The organism is Acinetobacter sp. DL27 (genome assembly GCF_055810995.1).
In genome coordinates this window covers 1,523,659-1,544,650 of sequence record NZ_CM147947.1, presented here as the reverse complement: position 1 = coordinate 1,544,650, position 20,992 = coordinate 1,523,659, and the positions used below count along the sequence as shown (strand labels likewise).

25 protein-coding genes and 1 tRNA gene are annotated in these 20,992 nt (G+C 36.5%); 8 read left to right on the top strand and 18 right to left on the bottom strand.

The features are described from left to right. Nucleotides 1-32 precede the first annotated feature (32 nt). Together dusB and AC0KVP_RS07445 are read right to left on the bottom strand one after the other, a co-directional pair. The gene (gene dusB, locus AC0KVP_RS07450; protein ID WP_473340030.1) at nt 33-1,058 is read right to left on the bottom strand and encodes a tRNA dihydrouridine synthase DusB; all 1,026 of its coding nucleotides are present in this window, start codon (nt 1,056-1,058) and stop codon (nt 33-35) included. Between the two features lie 150 nt (nt 1,059-1,208). After that, a complete protein-coding gene (locus AC0KVP_RS07445; RefSeq protein ID WP_473340028.1) occupies nt 1,209-1,715 on the bottom strand; it encodes a cytochrome b in 507 nt (168 codons plus the stop codon). A gap of 518 nt (nt 1,716-2,233) precedes the next feature. Here AC0KVP_RS07445 and AC0KVP_RS07440 point away from each other — a divergent pair. Both AC0KVP_RS07440 and AC0KVP_RS07435 read left to right on the top strand, forming a co-directional pair. After that, nucleotides 2,234-2,464, top strand: coding sequence for a PAS domain-containing protein (locus AC0KVP_RS07440; protein ID WP_473340025.1), 231 nt, complete (start codon nt 2,234-2,236; stop codon nt 2,462-2,464). Nucleotides 2,465-2,466: 2 nt separating this feature from the next. Continuing rightward, complete coding sequence (locus AC0KVP_RS07435) at nt 2,467-3,495, top strand: sensor domain-containing diguanylate cyclase (RefSeq protein WP_473340021.1); 1,029 nt, start codon at nt 2,467-2,469, stop codon at nt 3,493-3,495. Nucleotides 3,496-3,790: 295 nt separating this feature from the next. Here the strand turns inward: AC0KVP_RS07435 and AC0KVP_RS07430 are convergent, their stop codons facing one another. From AC0KVP_RS07430 to AC0KVP_RS07415, 4 genes are all read right to left on the bottom strand, one after another. Next, on the bottom strand, nt 3,791-5,980 hold the full coding sequence (locus tag AC0KVP_RS07430) for a TonB-dependent receptor (protein ID WP_473340017.1): 2,190 nt from the start codon (nt 5,978-5,980) through the stop codon (nt 3,791-3,793). A gap of 635 nt (nt 5,981-6,615) precedes the next feature. After that, the gene (locus AC0KVP_RS07425) at nt 6,616-6,813 is read right to left on the bottom strand and encodes a hypothetical protein (protein ID WP_005399626.1); all 198 of its coding nucleotides are present in this window, start codon (nt 6,811-6,813) and stop codon (nt 6,616-6,618) included. A gap of 56 nt (nt 6,814-6,869) precedes the next feature. After that, complete coding sequence (locus AC0KVP_RS07420) at nt 6,870-7,097, bottom strand: hypothetical protein (RefSeq protein ID WP_004980159.1); 228 nt, start codon at nt 7,095-7,097, stop codon at nt 6,870-6,872. 106 nt (nt 7,098-7,203) lie between these two features. Continuing rightward, nucleotides 7,204-7,413 (bottom strand): cold-shock protein, encoded by a 210-nt coding sequence (locus tag AC0KVP_RS07415; protein WP_004693506.1) that lies wholly within the window; start codon nt 7,411-7,413, stop codon nt 7,204-7,206. A gap of 434 nt (nt 7,414-7,847) precedes the next feature. On the opposite strand from AC0KVP_RS07415, the gene AC0KVP_RS07410 reads away from it, so the two are divergent. Further along, on the top strand, nt 7,848-8,429 hold the full coding sequence (locus AC0KVP_RS07410) for a hypothetical protein (RefSeq protein WP_473340014.1): 582 nt from the start codon (nt 7,848-7,850) through the stop codon (nt 8,427-8,429). Nucleotides 8,430-8,828: 399 nt separating this feature from the next. Here AC0KVP_RS07410 and AC0KVP_RS07405 read toward each other — a convergent pair whose 3' ends face one another. Further along, complete coding sequence (locus tag AC0KVP_RS07405) at nt 8,829-9,830, bottom strand: zinc-binding alcohol dehydrogenase family protein (RefSeq protein ID WP_473340012.1); 1,002 nt, start codon at nt 9,828-9,830, stop codon at nt 8,829-8,831. Between the two features lie 99 nt (nt 9,831-9,929). On the opposite strand from AC0KVP_RS07405, the gene AC0KVP_RS07400 reads away from it, so the two are divergent. Next, nucleotides 9,930-10,301, top strand: coding sequence for a winged helix-turn-helix transcriptional regulator (locus AC0KVP_RS07400; RefSeq protein ID WP_004693511.1), 372 nt, complete (start codon nt 9,930-9,932; stop codon nt 10,299-10,301). A gap of 191 nt (nt 10,302-10,492) precedes the next feature. Here AC0KVP_RS07400 and AC0KVP_RS07395 read toward each other — a convergent pair. The 3 genes from AC0KVP_RS07395 to AC0KVP_RS07385 form a co-directional block, all read right to left on the bottom strand. Beyond that, nucleotides 10,493-10,569 (bottom strand) — tRNA-Met (locus tag AC0KVP_RS07395). Nucleotides 10,570-10,666: 97 nt separating this feature from the next. Beyond that, nucleotides 10,667-10,954: a hypothetical protein gene (locus tag AC0KVP_RS07390; protein WP_473340009.1), complete on the bottom strand. Its 288-nt coding sequence runs from the start codon at nt 10,952-10,954 to the stop codon at nt 10,667-10,669. A gap of 77 nt (nt 10,955-11,031) precedes the next feature. Next, on the bottom strand, nt 11,032-11,148 hold the full coding sequence (locus AC0KVP_RS07385; protein ID WP_473340459.1) for a hypothetical protein: 117 nt from the start codon (nt 11,146-11,148) through the stop codon (nt 11,032-11,034). A gap of 29 nt (nt 11,149-11,177) precedes the next feature. On the opposite strand from AC0KVP_RS07385, the gene AC0KVP_RS07380 reads away from it, so the two are divergent. Then, complete coding sequence (locus AC0KVP_RS07380) at nt 11,178-12,110, top strand: IS5 family transposase (protein ID WP_473336427.1); 933 nt, start codon at nt 11,178-11,180, stop codon at nt 12,108-12,110. Between the two features lie 199 nt (nt 12,111-12,309). On the opposite strand, the gene AC0KVP_RS07375 is transcribed toward AC0KVP_RS07380, so the two are convergent. The 6 genes from AC0KVP_RS07375 to AC0KVP_RS07350 all read right to left on the bottom strand — a co-directional run bounded on the left by AC0KVP_RS07375 (nt 12,310) and on the right by AC0KVP_RS07350 (nt 16,043). Next, the gene (locus AC0KVP_RS07375; protein ID WP_473340007.1) at nt 12,310-12,579 is read right to left on the bottom strand and encodes a hypothetical protein; all 270 of its coding nucleotides are present in this window, start codon (nt 12,577-12,579) and stop codon (nt 12,310-12,312) included. A 259-nt stretch (nt 12,580-12,838) separates the two neighbouring features. Beyond that, nucleotides 12,839-13,132: a head-tail connector protein gene (locus AC0KVP_RS07370; RefSeq protein WP_473340005.1), complete on the bottom strand. Its 294-nt coding sequence runs from the start codon at nt 13,130-13,132 to the stop codon at nt 12,839-12,841. Nucleotides 13,133-13,312: 180 nt separating this feature from the next. Then, the gene (locus AC0KVP_RS07365; RefSeq protein WP_473340003.1) at nt 13,313-13,801 is read right to left on the bottom strand and encodes a GNAT family N-acetyltransferase; all 489 of its coding nucleotides are present in this window, start codon (nt 13,799-13,801) and stop codon (nt 13,313-13,315) included. A 143-nt stretch (nt 13,802-13,944) separates the two neighbouring features. Continuing rightward, a complete protein-coding gene (locus AC0KVP_RS07360; protein WP_004693516.1) occupies nt 13,945-14,154 on the bottom strand; it encodes a cold-shock protein in 210 nt (69 codons plus the stop codon). 277 nt (nt 14,155-14,431) lie between these two features. Next, complete coding sequence (locus AC0KVP_RS07355) at nt 14,432-14,647, bottom strand: hypothetical protein (RefSeq protein ID WP_004693517.1); 216 nt, start codon at nt 14,645-14,647, stop codon at nt 14,432-14,434. Nucleotides 14,648-14,873: 226 nt separating this feature from the next. After that, complete coding sequence (locus AC0KVP_RS07350) at nt 14,874-16,043, bottom strand: type I restriction endonuclease (RefSeq protein ID WP_473340000.1); 1,170 nt, start codon at nt 16,041-16,043, stop codon at nt 14,874-14,876. 409 nt (nt 16,044-16,452) lie between these two features. On the opposite strand from AC0KVP_RS07350, the gene AC0KVP_RS07345 reads away from it, so the two are divergent. The 3 genes from AC0KVP_RS07345 (at nt 16,453) to AC0KVP_RS07335 (ending at nt 18,642) form a co-directional block, all read left to right on the top strand. Next, nucleotides 16,453-17,658 carry a DUF1615 family protein gene (locus AC0KVP_RS07345; protein WP_473339998.1) on the top strand — a complete coding sequence of 402 codons (1,206 nt, stop codon included), beginning with the start codon at nt 16,453-16,455 and terminating at the stop codon, nt 17,656-17,658. Next, the gene (locus AC0KVP_RS07340; RefSeq protein WP_125273362.1) at nt 17,625-18,281 is read left to right on the top strand and encodes an HAD-IB family hydrolase; all 657 of its coding nucleotides are present in this window, start codon (nt 17,625-17,627) and stop codon (nt 18,279-18,281) included. Before AC0KVP_RS07345 ends, AC0KVP_RS07340 begins: the two co-directional genes overlap by 34 nt. 160 nt (nt 18,282-18,441) lie before the next feature. Further along, a complete protein-coding gene (locus AC0KVP_RS07335) occupies nt 18,442-18,642 on the top strand; it encodes a hypothetical protein (protein ID WP_004693524.1) in 201 nt (66 codons plus the stop codon). A gap of 36 nt (nt 18,643-18,678) precedes the next feature. Here the strand turns inward: AC0KVP_RS07335 and AC0KVP_RS07330 are convergent, their stop codons facing one another. Together AC0KVP_RS07330 and AC0KVP_RS07325 are read right to left on the bottom strand one after the other, a co-directional pair. Further along, complete coding sequence (locus AC0KVP_RS07330; protein ID WP_078389684.1) at nt 18,679-19,773, bottom strand: fatty acid desaturase family protein; 1,095 nt, start codon at nt 19,771-19,773, stop codon at nt 18,679-18,681. 14 nt (nt 19,774-19,787) lie between these two features. Then, nucleotides 19,788-20,855, bottom strand: a complete 1,068-nt coding sequence (locus AC0KVP_RS07325) for a flavin reductase family protein (RefSeq protein WP_473339995.1) — start codon at nt 20,853-20,855, stop codon at nt 19,788-19,790. Nucleotides 20,856-20,992 lie beyond the last annotated feature (137 nt).

Below are 20,992 nucleotides of genomic sequence, written 5' to 3'. Positions count from 1 at the left end.
ATTCACTCAAAGCTCCACAAATGGAGCTTTATTTATTTGGTTTCCAACAAATTGACCTGTTCAACCTGTACGTCATTCATGGTTTCACCATGAATGAGTAATTGGTCAAAGTAGTCCGCGACCACTTTAAATTGTTCAGTTGTACTTTCCACTTTGTACATGTTCTGGCGAAACTCATTACTTGAACGTAAACCTTTGGTGTACCAAGCAATATGTTTACGTGCAATTCGGCAGCCGGAGTATTCCCCGTAAAATGTGTACAGTTCGGCAAGATGTCCAAGTAGAACTTCTTTTACTTCTTGAATGCTTGGCGCTGCCAAATGTTCACCTGTCTCCAAATAATGTGCGATCTCACGAAAAATCCATGGACGCCCTTGCGCAGCGCGACCAATCATAATTGCATCTGCACCGGTATAATCGAGTACATATTTGGCTTTTTCTGGACTATCAATATCTCCATTGGCAACCACTGGTATATGAATGAGCTGTTTAACCTCTTTAATTAAATCATAACGAGCCGTGTTCAAATACATGTCTTCACGGGTTCGGCCATGCAATGCCAACGCCGCAATCCCTGCCTCTTCCGCACGTTTCGCTACACGTAAGATATTTTCATGACCATTCAAAAAACCCAAACGAGTTTTAAGTGTGACAGGTACATCAACTGCAGCCACAACTTGATCCAAAATTCGAGCCACCAAGTCTTCGTCTTTTAAAAGTGCAGAACCTGCCAGTTTGTTACAGACTTTCTTGGCAGGACACCCCATATTGATGTCCACTATTTGAGCACCATTTGAGACCTGATATCGTGCAGCTTCCGCCAACTCTTTGGGATCTGATCCTGCAATTTGTGCTGAAATAGGCGCCAATTCACCATCAAAATTAGCACGATATAAGCTTTTTTTACTCATCCGTAACGTTTGGTCTGATGTCATCATTTCACTGACAGCATGCCCTGCACCAAAGTATTTGCACAGAGACCTAAATGGACGGTCAGTTACGCCTGCCATAGGAGCCACAATCAAATTATTTGACAGTTGATACGGACCAATATACATATGAATTCATCACTTTTTCGACCAGCACAGTATACTGCATCTACACTTTCGGCTCATCTTTTATCATGTGTTCCGCGGCTATGAAATACTCATAATATAAAAAAACCAGACGAATCTAAGAGGTAACCATCAGGTAGCCTCTAAATCACATCATTTTTTAAAAAGTATACTTTTTAAGACATTATCTTTGAAAATGAAGTGGTGAATCAATGCCGCACAGGCATGTAAACCCACGAGTGTAATAAAGAGACTCCCTAAAAATTGATGTGCATCTGCAATATAGTCACTCCCCCAAACAGTGCTCAAAAGCGGTAAATTTAACGATAAAACTTGGAAATTATCAGTAAAACTCGATAATGTCATCCAACCCGCAATTGGAACAATACATAGGCTTAAGTAAAGGAAAAATCTGACCATTTTAAATAACATTATCTGGTAAGAATTAATTATTTCAGTTTTAGGAATACTTTTTCTATACAGAAAAACAAAACTCAATCTCAAGAAAAATAGAATAAATATTAAAATTCCACCTGCAACATGAATCTGGCCTTTCCAGTATGTTATTGTGGGATCACCTGCAGTCAGATATACCATTGCAACTAAAGCAAAGGTAATCCAATGCACGATTATTATAGGTTTTGGATAGTTATTCTTCATCGCTTTTCCTAAGTTTTAAATATTTTTATAAAACGGAGCTGTTAAAAAAGCTTAAACGAAAAATGTAAAGAAAAATAGAATGCTCAGCTTTTCATTCAGGCTAGGCTTTACTTAAACCTTAAAAATCAATTACCTGCCTATCCACCATTTCCAACATCTTGTAGATTAAAGTACTTTTAAGTACAACATCCTTCATCCCTTCAAGTATTCCTTACATACTTTGTAAAACTTCTGGTCGAACATTTGTGCTACATCAACTTTTCTGATCACAATATTCTGCTATCTTTAATTTATTATTATATCCGTAGCAATAGCCCTAATATCTTTTAGAGCGTTCATAAATTCATCGATAATTGAATCTTCCAGTACATGACAAACGTCACAATATAAGTGATTTTATAGGTTGTTGATTATATTGTATAAATCATAAACCATCATTATTCATTAATTTAAAGCCTAATTTATGATATTAATAAGAACAGGGAAAACAATAAAGAAACATAGTGATTCACTCCAATATGCCTCAATATTCTGAAAACAAAAAATTAACAGCGACTGAATTCAATAGTTTAATGACTATGGCTATTCAACAATCATTTAATGCGATCGTCATTACAAATGCCTGCTTTGAGAATAATGGCCCACACATCCTTTTCTGCAATCCAGCATTTTGTGAAATGACAGGTTATAGCGAAGAAGAGTTAATTGGACAATCGCCTCGTATCTTGCAGGGGCCTGAACAGATCTAACCGTGATTCAGGAGTTAAAAGATTGCATATCTAATGGACTATTTTTCCATAACAATACGATTAATTATCGCAAAGATAAAACACCGTACGATGTAGAGTGGAACATCTCCCCGATTAAAACTGAAACAGGTAAAATCACCCATTTTGTATCCGTTCAACGAGATATCACGGAAAAAAACGAAAGTCTTAAATATCAAGCGATGTTGGTTGCAGCGATAAATACAACACCTGATACGATAGTGATCACGGATGATCAAGCTAGAATTAAATTTATGAATCATGCCGCAGAGGAACTCTCGGGCTACACCCTAGCAGATTTAAAAGATGAACCTATCACAAAATTATATCCACATGATCAAAAGCTGATAGAACTACAAAGAATAAAAAATCAGGATATTGAAAATAAAGACCACGTATATGAAAAGCATTTCTTAGAGCTCGTTTCATCCCCTCTAAAAGACCGTAATGGCACAATTACACACAATGTGAGTATCGGTAGAAATATTAATCATCATATCGAGATCAAGAGTCAACTTGAAGAGTGGGCCAATTACGACAGTTTGACGAGCATTTTTAATCGTCGCTATGGTGAACATCTTCTAGATACCATTCAAAAAGACATGTGCAATGAAGATAACTCTTGCTGCGTGTTATTGGCTGATATCGATTACTTTAAAACCATTAATGATACTCATGGTCATGCATTAGGAGATAAGGTCTTACAACAAATCATGTATGAGCTCTCCAAAAATTTGCGTAGCAAGGACACTCTCATTCGTTGGGGAGGAGACGAAATATTAATCGTATTACCAAGTATCAAACTAGATTCAGCTTTGAAAATGGCTGATCGACTACGCACAGTCATTGAATCTTGTAAGTTTCCGAGGATTGAAGAAGTCACTATGTCCTTTGGAGTAGTGACTTGGAAAAGGAAAGAGCTTAAAACAAGTGTTCTACGAAGAGCAGACGAGCAATTATATCTTGCTAAAGCAAATGGACGTAACTGTATATTTCCACACTCAGTACCTTGAGCTAAAATCCATTTAAAGCGATAAGTTACCCCAGTTAAAATTTTCGAAGCACGATATTAAAAATCTAGATACTAAATCGCGTGTAATTCGACGAGAAGTTAGTTTGAGGTATTAATCATAAAAATAATTCAGATGAGTAAAATTACATGAAAGCCATTCTAGTTCCATGAGCTCTAGAATGGCCTTGTATAAAATAATAATGCTATATGTTAAATCTTAGGAATTTAACTAAAAATGTTATCCCGATTATTTTAGATAGAATTAAAAAGTTCTACATAACATGCTTCAGGCACCATTAGTAATTAATAGTATAACTTAGTGCAAAAGTACGCCCTTCCGCTGGGATCGCTAACAATGAGTTAGCATTGGTCACTGCTGCTTGTTGGGCGAATACAGTTTTATATTGATTACCCCATAGATTATAAACACCAAAGTCCATACGGCCTTTCGCTACTGGAAAATGTGCTAATACATCCATAGTCGTATAACCTTTAATCTTTGCTGCACTGTTACTATCACTCAGTCCAGCTGCTTTTAACTCTAGGTCATCTTTATAGGCTTTGTCAGTTCCTTTGATTGCAAGCATTTGAGCACGCACACCATAGCCATCTTCATTATTCCATTCTGCAAACAATGTGCCTTTCATTGGTGAAACTGCAAAAGCATTTAACTCATGCCAATTATTGGCTCCATCCTTATACTGGCCGAGCGTGTAACCTAAAGTTCCACCCACCTTATAATTTTCCATAAATGGGTAACTTACTGTTGCCTCCGCACCATAAACTCGCTGATCTGTGTCGACAACATTTACAGAACGATCCGAGTTAAATTGAACGACTTTATCAGAGGTATTATAGAAACCTGTTAAGCCCAAATTTAAGCCTGTATCTTGGTTTAAACGCCAGCCTAGTTCATAGCTATTCACAGTGATCGGAGCAATACCAGACGTAGTTAAGGTATATGCTGCAACGTCACGTAATACACGTTGTACATCAGGATAACTATAGCCTTGAGAGAAGTTAGCATAAATTTGTTGTACATCATTTAGCTTATAAACAGCGCCTAGATTAAACAGGAATTTGTCTGAATCTGTAGAGTCTGCCGCCATTAATGTATATGGCTTACGTGCAGTTAAATAGCTGTCTGTGTCTGCCTGAACATATTGGTAACGTACACCGGCTTGAATATTAAGCTGATCAGTTACGGCATAGTCCCCTTGTATAAAGGTACCAATATTCTGAATTTCAGTATCTGGTCCTGAGCCTTGTTTTTCTCCAGTTGGGGTATAAACTAAACCATTATTGCTTGGCGTGTAGTAGTCTGCCCACTGATGGTCTTTTTCCCAATCATAGTCTAAGCCATAAGTTAGTTTTAAATCACGGTCAGCAACTACAAGAGCAGACTGTAAAGTTGAACGAATCCCAGCATAGTCCACATTAGATTGACTTTGCTTTACATTCACACCATCTGCTGAATAGCCATAAGGTACAAAGCGAGACTTCTCATTTCGATAGTATGCTTCAACATTCAAAACTTGACCTAAAAAATCCTGATTTTGGTACTGCGTATTAAAAGCATAACGTTCAGTAAAAGGCTGATTATCTAAGCTCCAACCTTTGACCGCTTTGTAAGATGGATCTGTTTTTGTGAGTAAATAAGAATAATCAGGCCCATATTCTGTATCTTGTTCATCTTTATAGTACTGAGCACCAAAACTTAAACTTTGGTTGTCAGTTAAATTAAAGTTTAAACGACCATTCACATCAATAGTATCGGTATCCATGGTGCTGCCCTGCCAAGGACTTAATGAAATACGATCCCCATTACCATCAAATTGGGAGCCTCGATTGGTATAGTCTAAGCCAAGAAAACCGTCGACTTTGTCATTTGCAAATGAAGCTGTTTGTCCCACTTGATAAGCTAGGCTGTCACCGCGGAAATTATCGGCAGATGTCACACCCAATTTGGTTTGAAAACTGACTGGTTCTGATTTATCGGCACGTTTGGTAATAATATTAATAATCCCGCCTGTCGCACCTGAACCATAAATACTGGTCGCACCAGAAACCACTTCAATGTGATCAATCATATTTGGGCTAATACTATTTAACTGACGTGACACATCACGTGAACCCGTTTGTGATACCCCATCAATCATTACAAGTACATTACGTCCACGCATAGTTTGACCATAATTACTACTCGTTCCACTGCTTGGTGCTAAAGATGGAACCAGTTGCGCCAAAACATCTGCAACTTTACGACCTGGGCCAGCCTGTTGCGCAATTTCATCAGCAGAAATGGTTTGGACAGTTCCTGCAATTTCGGAAATGCTTTTCGGTGTACGTGTTGCTGTCATCACGATAGTTGGAAGTTTAGCTTCAGTATTTTGTGTTGTAGAGTCATTTGTTGCTGTGTCTTCAGCATACAGTTGGGTACAAATAGCTGCCGTAAGTAGACAAAGACTAAAGTGTGACAAGCGCATTTTTATTTCTCTACTGTAAAATATTTTCGAGAATGATAATTATTATTATCTTTATTGTAAAACTTTTTATTATATTTTTAATGCAGTAAATTCTATCTTGAATACGAAAAAGCAGCCTTCATTTCAAGTAGGTGTTGATCGTCATACGCTAGCATTTCTATACTTACTTTCAATGAGCTCCAATACGACATAGGTCATATTGTCACGCAGCAGACACCTATTATGAATTTGATTCTTAAAAACTCATTTGCGGAAAACTTTCTGTGAACTCATTTAGGAGCGAATTGAGCTAGAAATATAACGAATAATAGGCAAAGGGCTGCTTCGAGGAACCAATTATTGGAAGAAATTTAGAGATTAAGAATTCCTCGTGAACAAGCTAACAATCCATAAATCAATAGCATTCATATAGCAAAAGTACCTAAATCCATATATTTACAAAATATTCTTTGCTAAGAATACATTTTAGCTATGTCATTAAACTACTTATTAATAAACGTGTTCTGTATACATAGCCCTCTTCAAATTATCTAAAATAACTGCTCTATAATTCAAATAGATTTGAGGAGGAATGATTGGGGTTGATTAAGATAATGTAATATTAGTCATCACGACCAAATTAAAACTAATAACGTTCAGATCAACTTGAAAATTTTATCGCTATTGAGACTTTGGAAGAACATTTCAAAACCAGGACGAATATCTTCGCCATCAACAGTGATATATCTTAAATTTGAATGCAACATTGTGCTGCAAGAGTTTTTATCTACAGTTGCCTGAATAGAGTATTCAGTACCGAATTGATCTTTGACAGTAACATTTTTCTTTAACATTTTTTCTATACCTATAATATTAATTCATTTAAAAAACAATATAATCAAATATTTAGTTAGGCAACTTTATAGTTAAATTTAAATAATTGATTTAAAGCGGTATAGAATGTTCTACCATCTAAATTTAAGTCCACTTCGATTCCAGACTGAAGCAGCACACGCTTACCCACCTCAATAGATTTCAAGCCATCACGGGTATTTTGCATTTTATTTAGAGGAATTAACGAGACTATAATTTCAGTACCATTTGAAGATTTAGCAATTAAGGTATTAAGTTTTTTCAATTTTCACCAGTTTTTTTCATATATTCCAACAAGAAATAAATATTTAATTAATAATTTTTAGTCATTAAAAAAGCACTGTTCAGTGCTTTTTTATATTTAATGCTTCTTATAAAGCAACAATATTTACAGCATTTGGGCCTTTTTGACCTTGCTCTATGCTGAATGACACTTGTTGCCCTTCATGCAATGTTTTGAAGCCTGAACTAGCGATTTCGCGAAAGTGAGCAAAGACATCTGGACCAGATTCTTGTTGAATGAAACCAAAGCCTTTAGTTTCATTAAACCATTTAACTGTACCGGTAACTGTAGTAGACATAATATATCCTGCTGAATTTTAATAATTTTAGTCAAAAATAAATGACTAGATGTAACTTTGAAAATAATAAAAGTGGAGCTTAAGATCTGAAACAACGGAGGATTATGACTAAAACTGCGATACTTAAAGAAGATTTACTAAACATTACTTTTTTCTAGTTACGCCAAGTATACATGAAAAAAATAAATATTCAAGTTATTTATAGCTGTCATAAATTTTAATTATATTAGGTGTTTCCTGCAATCAATTGAAACGTCCTTAAAAATAGTAGTGTAGCATCTAAAAAAAGCCCTAGTCGTGTGCTGAGCCTTAGAATAGCTTGAACCAAAATATTGAGGCTAGAGGTGAAATTTCAAACGTTTCGCATAAGGTGTACTATGGGTTCATTCTGGATAAATAAAATAGCCTTTAAATAAAGTTTTTTAGGATCAATAATGAATAACAAAGTTAGATTAATCTTTTGCATCGCCCTACTCTCAAATTTGGGAGCATGTGTTGGCAATATGAACCCTACAGGCGGCAATAGTAGGCCTGATTATCCCTATTACATCACGACACAACCAATGATCGTGAAAAAGATCAATGTACCTATAGGTACAAAACTAGAATATGAAGAACAACATTTTAAATCAGGCCAACAAGATTCATTACTGAACGAAAAAAAACTCATCAGGATTTCCTTCCCAGAAGATCAATCAATGAGTTGGGCTGGTGTACCCATTGGTTTTATTCACAAATATTTTAACTCAGAAATGAAAGGCTTCAGCGTTTATGCACGTTTCAACCAACTCCAAAGCAATAAGCAGACACGCTTTTCTCAACTTTGGCAGAAATGTAGTGATGACTTAGGCATCCGTGTTAAAAATACGGATGATTGGACATTCAATCTCAATAATATCGCCGATATCGATAGTTGTAGTGTGAATTATCAACGATACTTTAAAGATAACCTCCAACAACAAAATTATCTTGATCAGCTTTACCAAGAAATGCAAAAAGCAGGAACAGTGAATTAGCACTTGGGTATTCAAATAATCACAATTATACGAAATCCCACGCATCTAAGATTTTTAATACTCGCAAAATACTGTTTTGATTTAACTCAAATAAAAATAAAGCGCCACATGGCGCTCTATCTAGACTTATACTGAGGATAATATATTAAATCAGCGTTGTGTGTTTCATTTTTTCACCCCATTAAAAAAAAATGTTATAACATAAAGTGAATTGAAAAAATTATTCTAAAGGCTCTTTGTTATATGTGTAAGAGAGTGAAACAGATTTCAAAAAGAGGAAAGCCATCCTAGTGCGCTGAACCCTAGAATGGCCTTGCTCAGAATATTGATCCTAAATGTATAATTTCAAGTATTTAACTTAAAAATTAACCCACTTATTTAAGCTGAGCTTAAAAATAATTAAAAGCCTTCCAAAACAATTTTTCCTTTCGCTCGACCAGATTCAATCAGCTCATGAGCTAGTTTTAAATTTTGTGCATTAATTTTGCCTAAAGTCTGACTAAGCGTGGTTTTAATTTTATGGTTATCCACCAGTTCTGCAACCTGATGTAATAGCTGAGATTGTTGTTCAATATCTGTTGTATTGAACATTGAACGTGTAAACATGAACTCCCAATGTACAGAAACCGACTTAGACTTAAACTCACCGATATCTAGTGATTTCGGATCATCGATTAAGCCAAACTTTCCTTGTGGAGCAATAAGCTTAGAAATTTGATGAAGATACGTTTCTGTTTGATTGGTTGAAAAAATATATCGAGGTGCATCTAAACCCAATGCTTTGATTTGCGTGTTTAAATCTTCTGTATGATCGATGACATAGTCAGCCCCTAAAGACTTAACCCATGCTTTAGTCTCTTCCCTAGATGCTGTAGCAATAACTTTTAAATTTGTCTTCGCTTTGAGTAATTGAATTGCAATAGATCCTACACCTCCAGCCCCTCCAATCACTAAAATATTATCAGATTTGTCTAAATCAACATTGAAACGATCAAATAACATTTCCCACGCTGTAATAGCGGTTAATGGCAGTGCAGCAGCTTCAGCATTACTAAGGCTTTGAGGTTTTAAGCTAACAATACGCTCATCGACTGCTTGATACTCGGCATTACTCCCGTCTCGAGTTAAATCACCCGCATACCAGACCTGATCTCCAACTTTAAAATGTTGTACACCAGAACCGACTTCAATAACCTCAGCCACTGCATCCCACCCCAAAATACGCGTATTGCCTGCTGCGACAGGATTTCGTCTAACCTTAGTATCGACAGGGTTAACCGAGATCGCTTTGACTCTAACCAACAAATCCCGATCTTTTAAGCTCGGCATCACTTTTTCAATATCAACCAATGGATTTTGAAATCCATGATCCATGCCGTCAATATAAGAAATAGCCTTCATTCACTTGTCCTCTTGTTTTGTTATTTGAGTTTACTTAATATTCTTTTTTAAGTTATACAGACAAATTCGTCTTATAGTTACCAAAAGGATACTATTGAAATGGGTAAGCTAAAACATTCGCGTTTTGATTGCACACCAGGATGTTCTGTTGAAGCTGCCATAGGCTTACTTGATGGTAAATGGAAGAGTATTATCTTATGGCATTTATTAGAAGACGACGTTTTAAGGTTTAATGAACTAAGGAAGAAAATTCCAAATGTCACTCAAAAAATGCTCACTAGACAATTACGTGAACTTGAGGAGGATCAACTGATTCTACGAAAGGTTTATGCCGTTGTTCCTCCGAAAGTAGAATATCGATTATCTACACTCGGCACTTCTTTAGCACCTATTTTGGTTGCATTAAAACAATGGGGGGATAAAAATATTGGTTTATTTGGGAAACCCATTATGCCTTTAGAATCAGAATAAGACTTAAACCTGTTTTACGTCACTTACAGCTCCGACGTTTTCTAGAAATACTGTAGTTTCAATGCTTACACACCATTCCAGTGACTTGTATAAAAAGTACGTTCTTATAAACCGATACGAATGAAATTAACCAGCCATAAAAAAAGCCTAATCTGTGGAGACTAGGCTATAAACTTTAAATCTTTTTTCGTTGGTAGCGGGAGCTGGATTTGAACCAACGACCTTCGGGTTATGAGCCCGACGAGCTACCAGACTGCTCCATCCCGCACCAACGAGTTAGCTTTATACGCCCTTAACACCCACAAAGCAAACTTTATTTGCAATATAAGCAGTTATTACATAAGCAGCATCCAAAATACAAGTGTTTAACCAATGCTTGCTTCAGTGATAAAAGCTGGATGTGAGGCTCTATAAATGCTTAATCTTCTTTTTTCACTGTCTAAAAATGACTTAGGCTCTTCAGACCATATTGATTTCCTTGAATCAAGACCCGAATGACTTAAAGCCCAATCAGAAACTGTACTATATGCAAAAGTATTATCAGCAAAAACTAATTTTGTCTTCCTTCCTACACTACTTATAAAAACTTTATGTGTAGGCAATGAACCAAATGTACTCATTTGAGTGTAAATGTATTTATAGGTTTCAGACATAGAAAAAAGTACTTAAATGACAGCACTACTATACCATTTTAACTCTTGAAAAAGCCCACCATTTGGCGAGCTTTTTCTTACTGATCTTTATCCATGGAATGTGGCGTTGTAGTTTTATCCTGCTCTTTCTTATCTGTATCTCTTTTTTGGCATGCCGTTAATCCCAGCAGGCTTTGTTGCACAAACCTACCGATAAAGTCTTATTCGGCAATATAATTCGCAAATGAATAAGCCCACACCTAAAATCTATCGTACAACCAATTGGTCTTCTTATAACAGTGCATTAATAAATCGAGGAAATCTCTCAATTTGGTTCGATCCCAAGACTCAATGGTACGCTCAACCCAAAGGTAAACATGGTCGAAATCAAACTTATTCAGATACAGCCATCCAATGCTGTCTGATGATCAAATCCCTATTTCGATTGTCTTTACGCATGGTCACTGGCTTTGTGCAAAGTCTCATTCATCTTTGTAGATTAGATTGGACAGCACCAGACTATTCCACCATCTGCAGAAGACAAAAGCATATTGATATTGCAATTAACTATCAAAAAAGCAGTAATGGTCTCCAGCTACTCGTCGATTCTACTGGCTTAAAGTTTCTAGGCGAAGGTGAATGGAAGCGTAAGAAACACCAACCTGAATATCGTCGCCAATGGCGTAAACTTCATATTGGTATAGATGCTGAAACCCTTCAAATACGCGCTATTCAACTCACTACAAATAATGTGAGTGATTCACAAGTGCTTGGTGATTTACTCGATCAGATTCCACAAGATGATCAGATTGACTCTGTTTATACCGATGGAGCTTATGACACCAAGCAATGCCGTCAGGTCATTGCAGATCGGCAAGCGCATGCGGTGATTCCGCCAAGAAAAAATGCGAAACCTTGGAAAGATACAAAGATCAGCTCGCTAGAGCGAAATGAATTACTTCGAACAGTTAAACGTTTAGGCAGGACACTATGGAAAAAATGGTCAGGCTATCATCGGCGAAGTTTGGTCGAAACTAAGATGCATTGCATCAAATTATTGGGGGATAAACTCAGTTCGAGAAACTTTCAAAGCCAAGTCAATGAGATGCATGCACGTGTAGCAGTATTAAATAAATTCACAGAGTTAGGCCGACCTCACACCCAAGTTGCCACTTAAATTTGAGTAGATATGGGAAATCTTAATTTTTAAATCTTTGTGCAACAAAGCCATCCCAGCATTAAAACTAAACTTACTATTGCAAATATTTTCATCATTTTTGCCTAGCACGATTTAAAAATATAACTTATCAAAATCTAAAGATTTCAATGTTTAATTTATGAAGCAATATTATTCTCTTTCTTTACAGATTAGGCGCTTAGCGATTTAAAACTTTATGTGCCCAATGAATGAATTTGTCCTTTTCATGGAAATGCGGAATATTTAATAAATGAATATGAGTAACCTCACCAAAATTACCTGAGATTTTATTTGGTGCCAAAACAAGAAAATCCCTCTTATCCCCCACATGTAATTCCCTAAAGAATTCCATAACCTTAAAATGAAGATTCAGAGCAGTGAACCCTTCTCTTTCCATTAGAAAGTCATAGATTTGGCTGAGTACATGTAATTCAAATTTTTTATTCATGCTCTATTCTTCTCATATTTATTTTAACAATCGGTATAATTTAACCTAATTTTTTTCTTTGTTAAAGTAGATAAAAAACCCAGCCTCTGGAGAATCAAGAGAGCTGGGTTAATGAAACATCATTGTTAAATTTTATTTTATTCTTGAAATTTATTCTAACGTACAAAATCATTTAATGCAAATGATTCTCAATTGTAATTATATTAATTTCAAATATAGCAGCCTTAAAGGTAAACATTGATACGTGTTATTATCTACATCATCTATCAACAGTGGGCTTGCGATATAGATTAAGCAAAGAGAGTACGGGTATCGGCAAGTAGTTACCATTCACAGAAACCTCTCCCCCATCTTTTCTGTGCTGTTCCCAGTATTCGATTAATAATAAAGCAGCTTGTTTAATGGCAGATGGATATTCCGATCCAAAATTATCTGTAATGTAATTTTTAATTATAGCGTCAGCAGCAACAATAAAGCTTTTTAATGAAACATCATTGCTATCATCGGCATAGTGTAAGTGACGCTTCACTTCATGTAAGTCAACAATACTCATAGATCACTCCATTTTTCCGAGTTAGCTTAAAAGTTCTCATCACTAAACTCGTTCCTAGAGTCTTTTTTACCGTGTCATAACGAATATCACTATGTCACCCTCAGTCCCATTTTCATCTCAATTACATCCTCATTGAAATCCCTTTATCTAGGGATTTTTCTACTATTCTTAATGAATCATTCAACCTAAAAAAACTAAATCTTTTCGATTTGCTTTTAAATAAACTTCAGGTGCACTATATAAATCAGAGATGATTGCAACTTCTTGAGCACTTAATAAATCTTCATAAATTTTTCTCGCGAAGTTATTCACGCCTGTCGTCACCAGTACGTTTTTTATCTTCTGATTTCTTTGCAATAATTCATTCTCAACATCCTTAAGCGACTCTATAATTAGTTTTTTGCTTAATCCCAAACCTTGAAAATCTGGATGGATCGCTATTTGATCTAGTTCCAGTATCACTTCCTCTCGAAAGCCAGACTTTTGAGCCCAAAAAATATAGCCAACCGTTTTATCAGACACGATTACGTGACAAAAAAACCGAGGATAAGCCGCAAGTGTTGATGCTATCCATTGCTTAGAATCTGCTTGACGTATAAATGATTTGTGATGAATTTCTGAGATGTCTGTTAAATCATTTTGATGTGCTTTTCTAACTAATTTTTCCATGAATTCATATCGTTATCTGTTTAACTGAAGATTCTATCAATCCCTAAAGGCAGCGGAATTACAACGCCTTTACAACCGAGTAGTAAATAAGCTGCCATTAAAAAACCCGCTAACTGAAGCGGGTTTTTTAATTCACAATATTCTTAGATTACTGTGATAGAGCTTGCTTGAGGGCCCTTCTTGCCAGCTACAATCGTAAACTGAACACGTTGACCTTCATTCAACACTTTGAAACCGTTTGATTGGATTTCGCTAAAGTGTGCAAAAACGTCTTCTCCAGTATCGCTAGAAATAAAACCAAAGCCTTTAGTTTCATTAAACCACTTAACGGTACCAGTTGTAATGTTTGACATAAATATTCTCTTAAATTTTGAAAAATATAAGAATTAATCTTTTAAATCATATACATCGGATAAACCGCAGAGTTGAAACAATTGCGAAATAACTTCAGTAAATACAATAAAATAAATAATTCAGATACACTATCACTATAAGCTTTTTGGCGTGTAATAGATAGACCTTAACATATTATTTTATTGCTCCCACCAACTCCACATAAAATGCATTTTTATCCATATTGATAAGAAAATCTTCACTAAAGGCGAATAAAGCTTATTTACCCGCTTCAAGCTAGTTTTTCTTTCCTAAAATCAACTCAACTTGATGAGTAACATCCCATATTTTCATTTCTGCATGTCGCCAAAAATTAAAGACTTGATCGCCCTTAACATACTTTTGTTTGATATAGCTTGATGATTTATTTTGATCTATCTCTTTTGCATTAAATCGCATTTTATTTAAAATCACTACTTGACCATCCAAGTCGCCACCAATACAGATATTCATATTGTTCTGCCTGCTAAGTAACAATTGAACTATAGCACAAATAAAAGAGCCTAATTTTTGATAAGCTTTTTAGGCTTGTTATCGAGCCTCTGGCTGTATACAACAAACCTTAGTTGATCGAAAATTAGAAACATCGTTTGATATCTTTGCACGATGGTCACGTCCAAGAATGACTTGTAATGACAAAATAAGATCTATCCTATCTCTCAAGTATGAAGTTTTTCTATTAGGAATTAGATGCTCTTTTAAAGTTGTCATCATTACTACAGTAATCCAAGCAATCTTTTAAAATGCCTACGGCTCTATATATGTGTTCAGGTTTATCTAAAAAAACTTGACCATTATTTTGCACTTCCAATCCTGCTCGCTCTAACTCTTTTTTTCGATAGTCATCAATTGCTACTGCAAACTGAATGGTTGGTCTCTTACGATTCACATCATATCTAAATAACCAGCGATTATTTTTATTCTGAAACAGCACGCTAAAATAGCTTTCTGTATCTTTAGCAACCAATTCAACTTCAGGAAAGAGCTCTGTCACAATACGACTTAATTCCTGTTCATCAACAGTAGTCACAATTCTTTCATTTTCAGAGTTAACAATGTCAGCTAGCGCTGAGCTTTCGGACACAATCTCAATAGTCTCCTCTACTTTTTGTTCAACTGGCTGGGCAGTAATAATTGTAGGCGAAGATAGTCCTTTAACAACGGTGTCACTAATTGACTGCTCAACAGCTTGCTTTACAAAAGGCTGAATTGACTCTAAAAATTTAGTGTTTAATTGACGAGGAATACTTGCTTGTTGAGCCACATAGCGAACAAAATCAATATCAACTTCATTAATACTTCTTTTTATTACAGTTTTAAACTGCTGGATATATTGATTTTCTTCAGCAAAAAAGCGTAGCTTTTCTACATGAAAATTATCATGTTTAAACTCAGCTAGCTGTGTCAAATCCTCGGCTTTGTTCTTCGTAAAATCAACTGTTAAAAATGGCTTATCATCCATCACATTTGGATTAATTAAATCAGTAAAAAATCTCCATTCTTTACCATTTGTGATCGCGCCAATCGTCACCCCTAAACTACTGTTAAAATATCTAGACAGCTGCGGAGCATGATTCGTTAAATTAGCAACATAAGGTTTTGCTTCAATAAACATTACAGGTTGCCCATTGCAGTAAAGTGCATAATCAACTCTTTCTGTAGATTTCACACCTGGAAAATCAGCTGCAAATTCTGCAAGTACCTTGGTCGGGTCATAAGGGCTAAAACCTAAAATATCTAATAAAGGAAGGATTAAAGCCTGTTTAGTTGTTTCTTCTGTAGTACAGTGGCCCCCTACTTTTTTCACATGCTCAATATGGCTTCTTAGTCTATTAATAAAATTTTCCATATTCCCCTCATTATTATTGCAAGTATATTTTTTGATCTAATTTTAGATCTTAACCCTTTTACTTTATTTTTCAAATATTAATTTAAATTTGTTTTTAGAGTGTCATTACAGTCTATTCATTGAACTATTTTCTGTTTGATTTATTAAAAAAGAATTTAAAAAAAATGGAAGTGTCATGAGTTAAGCTCCCCTCAATCTATTGCACGAATTTTGCACCACAATAAAACCGATAACAGACTGAATACTATTCATTCGTCTTAACAACTCAACCCACCTACCATCGGAACAACAATCAAATGATTTGACAGTTGATACCGACCAATATACATATAAATTCATCACTTTTTCGACCGACATAGTATACTGCACCTGCTGTTTCGGCTCACCTTTTATCATGTGTTCTCTGTTTATGAATAAAAAGCTGTTTCTTTCTTCTGGTTTAAAAACACTAAGTGTCTTGGCCATATCTATAGGCTTAACCGCCTGCGGTGATCGTTCATGGTGGACAGATGATGAGCCTAAGCTCAATGCTGAACAAATCGCACGTATCATTCCCGGACGCGTAAATGACCGCCGTTCATGGGCTGAAGATATTTACGATATTTCAGAGCAGTTTGGTATTCCTCAAAATAAAGAGAATATGTGTTCGATCATTGCCGTGGTTGATCAAGAGTCTAATTTTGTTGCAGATCCACAAGTTTATGGTTTGGGTGAAAAAGCGGTTAAAGAAGTCCAAGATCGCTTAGATGAAAAATTTAAAGATAAGCTCGGCGATGCCATTGGTGGCACCATCGCAGGTTACTTCCAACGGGTTTTAAAAGAGCAGCCGAGTCCTGAAGATAACTATTTAAGTCAAATGCGCCGCGTTAAAACAGAACGTGAACTGGATGAACTGTACCGTGAAATTTTTGACTATATGTCAAAGCACTATCACGTCAGTGCACTCACAGGTGCAGCCAAGCTTGTCGGTCAAGACGTCGGCGAAAAAATGAACCCGATTACCACGTTGGGTTCAATGCAAGTGCATATCGGCTATGCCAAAGACAATAAACGTGAAGGTGGCAGCATGGCTGACCTTCGTACCGACCTCTATAGTCAATATGGTGGTCTGTATTACGGCATTCACCGACTGATGATGTACCCTGCTGACTATGACAAACCGCTCTACCGTTTTGCCGATTATAACTCGGGCATGTACTCAAGTCGAAATGCCGCTTTCCAAAGTATGTTGAATGACTTAACCGAAGCAGAACTTGATTTAGATGGTGACTTGTTACTTTATGGCAAAGATGGCTCACCCAAATCTGCAAAGAGTCAATCAGAGCGTGAGTTAATCAGCGTTTTTGCTCAGCACAATATTTTGGTTACTCCGCGTCAAATTCGCTCTGACCTGAAAAAAGAGAAAGAGAAAAAATTTGAAGACACAGCAACCTATCGCGCTGTGGCTAAGCTTTATCAAGAAGTCACTAAAAAAGAACCTTTCTATGCCATGATGCCAGAAGTTGTCATTTCTGGTCCAAAACTCAGCCGTGACTACAATACCAACTGGTTTGCCACTCGTGTCAATGGACGTTATCAAACATGCATGCAACGTGCAAAGCGCATAAAAATCTAGCCTTATTTGACTTTGATGGCACCCTGTATGACAAAGACAGTTTTACGGGGTTCATCTTCTATGTACATTCAAAACGGCATATTGCCCTACAAGGCTTAAAAGTCCTGCCTTATATTCAAAGTTATTATTTGGGTTTTTATCCTGCCCATCATATGCGCTCTAAACTCTTCCATGCGATGTTTAAGCAAGCTGAAGTGAGCGAAATTGACGCTTATGCAAAACGCTATGCAGAACTTTTAATCAAAGGACTCAACCCAGCACTGTATAGCCAACTAAAGCAACACCAAAGTTTGGGCGATGATGTGGTTTTGGTCTCTGCTTCAATTGATATCTATTTAAAATATGTGTGTGAAATACTCTCAATTGAACTGATCTGTACCAGAGTTGAACAAGACCAACAACGCTATACAGGGCGCTATCTGACTGCGGACTGTAGCTGTGAATACAAAGCTCAACGTATCCAAGAAAAATATGAGCTAGATAGCTATCATGCCGTTTATGCTTATGGAAATAGCATTGAAGATAAACAAATGTTGTCTTTGGCTGATTTTAGCTATTTGGTAGGGACAGATTTAAGCCTTCCCGACTTGTCAAAAACATCAAATCATCGTCAAATAAGCTAATTATTAAGAATAGATTGATAATTAATCATGTTGAATTTTTTAAAATATTTATTATTAAAATTCAGTATGTTTTATTTACCAAAAAATATATTTATGATAAATTTTGCCTAATAAAAATATTTTGAGAACCATTCCACTTAAATTATAAAAAGGCATCAGTATGGAACAGTTATCTCCACCCAAGTATGTCAAAGGTCTTTCGATCAAATTCGGTGAAAGTCCCTTTGTATTATTGGCGCAGTTCGCTTTTAATGCTTCAAAACAAAAATGGTTAAAACACGAAATCGAACATGTGCTCAATATCGCCAAACAAGGTGATTACCATCATCTGGTAAAGACCTTACGTCAATTTAGTAAATAACAAAAAAAGCCACTTCAAATGAAGTGGCTTTTTTACTTACTTTTTAAAGGGAAATGCATATTTCACAATACGTTTGATGACACTACCATACTGTTTTACTAAGCTGGCATTGTTATAGTTAATGCCATACTTTTCACACACTGCTTGTACTTTCGGCGCCATTTTACGGTAACGACGCGCAGGTACATCTGGGTATAAGTGATGCTCAATTTGATGACTTAAGTGCCCCGTCAAAATATGGAATGCTTCTGAACCCGTTAAATTCGACGAACCACGAATTTGGCGCATGTACCAGTGACCACGGCTTTCATTTTCCAGTACTTTTTTCGGGAAAACTTCAACATCTTTGGTGAAGTGACCACAAAAAATCACACTAAATGTCCACATATTACGAATACCATTTGCAACCAAATTTCCTGTAAAGACAGGCAACGCCGCAGGTCCTGCAATGAGTGGGAAAAACACATAATCTTTAAACAATTGTTTACCAATTTTGCGCTGCATAGGTTTCCATTCGGCTAAAGTCTGCGCTTTGCTTTTACGCCCCTTGAAGTATTTGCCTAATTCCAAGTTTTGGATCGCAACGCCCCATTGGAACAACAAACAAAATGGAATGCTATAAATCGGTTGCAATAAAAAGCCCGGTTTCCAACGTTGTTCTGGGAATAATCGCAGCAAACCGTAGCCAATGTCATCATCCATCCCTTTAATGTTGGTATAGGTATGATGCTTGTAGTTATGGGTCTGACGCCAGTTATCTGCTGTACCTACGATGTCCCACTCATAGTTTTGACCATTAAACTTAGGGTCATTCATCCAGTCATATTGACCGTGCATTACGTTATGACCTAATTCCATGTTTTCCATGATTTTGGCAAAACTCAGCAAGCCCGTGCCCAGCACCCATGCAGGCGGGAACCAACCTGCAAATAAACATGCACGACCTGCAATAGATGCATAACGCACCGCTGCATAGACACGACGAATATATTGCGCATCTTTTTCGCCAATATCATCCAGTACTTCTTGCTTGATGGCATCTAGCTCACGTGCAAGTTCATCTAACTCAAATGTAGTTAACTCACGATTCTTCGGGTTTTTAAAATATTCAACTTTAACAGGCATATTCATTGTATTTATTCCCCTTATAAATCAACAACAAGATCAGTTTGTGCAGTATTGACACAAATTTTTAGAAAATTTCCAGGCTCAGAATTTTGTGCACCATTGACCAAGTTTTTGGTCGAACCTTCCACTTTGTTACAGGCACATTTATTACAGATTCCCATACGGCAGCCATGTTGAGGTTTCACATTTTGCTGTTCTAAACTTGCAAGAATGGATTGACCTTTTGGAATGCTTAAAATCTTTTTCGACTTTGTTAAGGTAATATTCACGAAACCAACATCATCATTTGCAAATGGACTCATGCTAAACGCTTCAGTTTTTAAGGTGTTGGCATGAGCAAAAAGCTGCTCAACCGTAGCCACAAAACCTGAAGGGCCGCATGCATATACCGTTGCATTTTCAATCTGATCCAGCCCAGACATATGGTTTTGATTTAAACGCTCACCTTCATCTGACTCTTGGGTATAAAACATGCTGAATGTGAAGTTTGAGTATTGCGCTACCAACTGCTCAAAATATGCTTTGAACGCAGCATCAGTATGTTTTTTCACCCAATACATCAAATGTACAGGCTGCTTTTTAAGTTTGGCGGTCTTCTCTAAACGTTTCAGTAAACTCAGCATGGGGGTAATACCACTGCCCGCAGCGAGTAAAATTAACTGTTGATCATTTACAGTCAATTGTATATCACCATAAGGCTGACCGAATTCTAAAACATCGCCGATTTGAGCCTGTTCACATAGCCAATGACTTGCCTTGCCTTGGTCTACTTTTTTCACATTCAGTAAGACATGTTGCGCATCAATCTGGGTCAAACTATAGGTACGTTCATAACGTATGCCTTGAACCACGACATATACAGGATGGTGCTGTCCCGCTTGCCCCATTTGAAAGTGACGGTTGGTTTGTAGCATCAAACTCACCATATCGTGTGCAATTTGCTCTTTTTTTACCACTTTACCCAAAGCTTGGTGTATCGACCAAAGTGGGTTGATTTTTTGAAGCCAAAAGTTAGCTGTGTGTCGGTCTATAACACTCTCAGCATACTCAGTTAAAGGGGATTTAGTTTTTTCAAGGATCTGCATAGTAAAGGACCACGCCATAGATTTTGAATTATTATACACATGTATATATATTTGTATATATATTCTGATTGTTTCGTTTCGTTTCACAATGCCGACCAGTGGAGCTATAATGAACCGATTGATTTAATTGCTTGATA

Excerpts from the sequence above, each read along its gene's own strand:
- AC0KVP_RS07430 (WP_473340017.1), bottom strand. The coding sequence starts at position 5,980 with ATGCGCTTGTCACACTTTAGTCTTTGTCTACTTACGGCAGCTATTTGT.
- AC0KVP_RS07445 (WP_473340028.1), bottom strand. The coding sequence starts at position 1,715 with ATGAAGAATAACTATCCAAAACCTATAATAATCGTGCATTGGATTACC.
- AC0KVP_RS07440 (WP_473340025.1), top strand. The coding sequence starts at position 2,234 with ATGCCTCAATATTCTGAAAACAAAAAATTAACAGCGACTGAATTCAAT.
- AC0KVP_RS07380 (WP_473336427.1), top strand. The coding sequence starts at position 11,178 with ATGAATAAGCCCACACCTAAAATCTATCGTACAACCAATTGGTCTTCT.
- AC0KVP_RS07410 (WP_473340014.1), top strand. The coding sequence starts at position 7,848 with ATGAATAACAAAGTTAGATTAATCTTTTGCATCGCCCTACTCTCAAAT.
- AC0KVP_RS07365 (WP_473340003.1), bottom strand. The coding sequence starts at position 13,801 with ATGGAAAAATTAGTTAGAAAAGCACATCAAAATGATTTAACAGACATC.
- AC0KVP_RS07335 (WP_004693524.1), top strand. The coding sequence starts at position 18,442 with ATGGAACAGTTATCTCCACCCAAGTATGTCAAAGGTCTTTCGATCAAA.
- AC0KVP_RS07350 (WP_473340000.1), bottom strand. The coding sequence starts at position 16,043 with ATGGAAAATTTTATTAATAGACTAAGAAGCCATATTGAGCATGTGAAA.
- AC0KVP_RS07370 (WP_473340005.1), bottom strand. The coding sequence starts at position 13,132 with ATGAGTATTGTTGACTTACATGAAGTGAAGCGTCACTTACACTATGCC.
- AC0KVP_RS07355 (WP_004693517.1), bottom strand. The coding sequence starts at position 14,647 with ATGAATATCTGTATTGGTGGCGACTTGGATGGTCAAGTAGTGATTTTA.
- AC0KVP_RS07400 (WP_004693511.1), top strand. The coding sequence starts at position 9,930 with ATGGGTAAGCTAAAACATTCGCGTTTTGATTGCACACCAGGATGTTCT.
- AC0KVP_RS07405 (WP_473340012.1), bottom strand. The coding sequence starts at position 9,830 with ATGAAGGCTATTTCTTATATTGACGGCATGGATCATGGATTTCAAAAT.
- AC0KVP_RS07425 (WP_005399626.1), bottom strand. The coding sequence starts at position 6,813 with ATGTTAAAGAAAAATGTTACTGTCAAAGATCAATTCGGTACTGAATAC.
- AC0KVP_RS07360 (WP_004693516.1), bottom strand. The coding sequence starts at position 14,154 with ATGTCAAACATTACAACTGGTACCGTTAAGTGGTTTAATGAAACTAAA.
- AC0KVP_RS07340 (WP_125273362.1), top strand. The coding sequence starts at position 17,625 with ATGCATGCAACGTGCAAAGCGCATAAAAATCTAGCCTTATTTGACTTT.
- AC0KVP_RS07330 (WP_078389684.1), bottom strand. The coding sequence starts at position 19,773 with ATGAATATGCCTGTTAAAGTTGAATATTTTAAAAACCCGAAGAATCGT.
- dusB (WP_473340030.1), bottom strand. The coding sequence starts at position 1,058 with ATGTATATTGGTCCGTATCAACTGTCAAATAATTTGATTGTGGCTCCT.
- AC0KVP_RS07390 (WP_473340009.1), bottom strand. The coding sequence starts at position 10,954 with ATGTCTGAAACCTATAAATACATTTACACTCAAATGAGTACATTTGGT.
- AC0KVP_RS07415 (WP_004693506.1), bottom strand. The coding sequence starts at position 7,413 with ATGTCTACTACAGTTACCGGTACAGTTAAATGGTTTAATGAAACTAAA.
- AC0KVP_RS07345 (WP_473339998.1), top strand. The coding sequence starts at position 16,453 with ATGAATAAAAAGCTGTTTCTTTCTTCTGGTTTAAAAACACTAAGTGTC.
- AC0KVP_RS07325 (WP_473339995.1), bottom strand. The coding sequence starts at position 20,855 with ATGCAGATCCTTGAAAAAACTAAATCCCCTTTAACTGAGTATGCTGAG.
- AC0KVP_RS07375 (WP_473340007.1), bottom strand. The coding sequence starts at position 12,579 with ATGAATAAAAAATTTGAATTACATGTACTCAGCCAAATCTATGACTTT.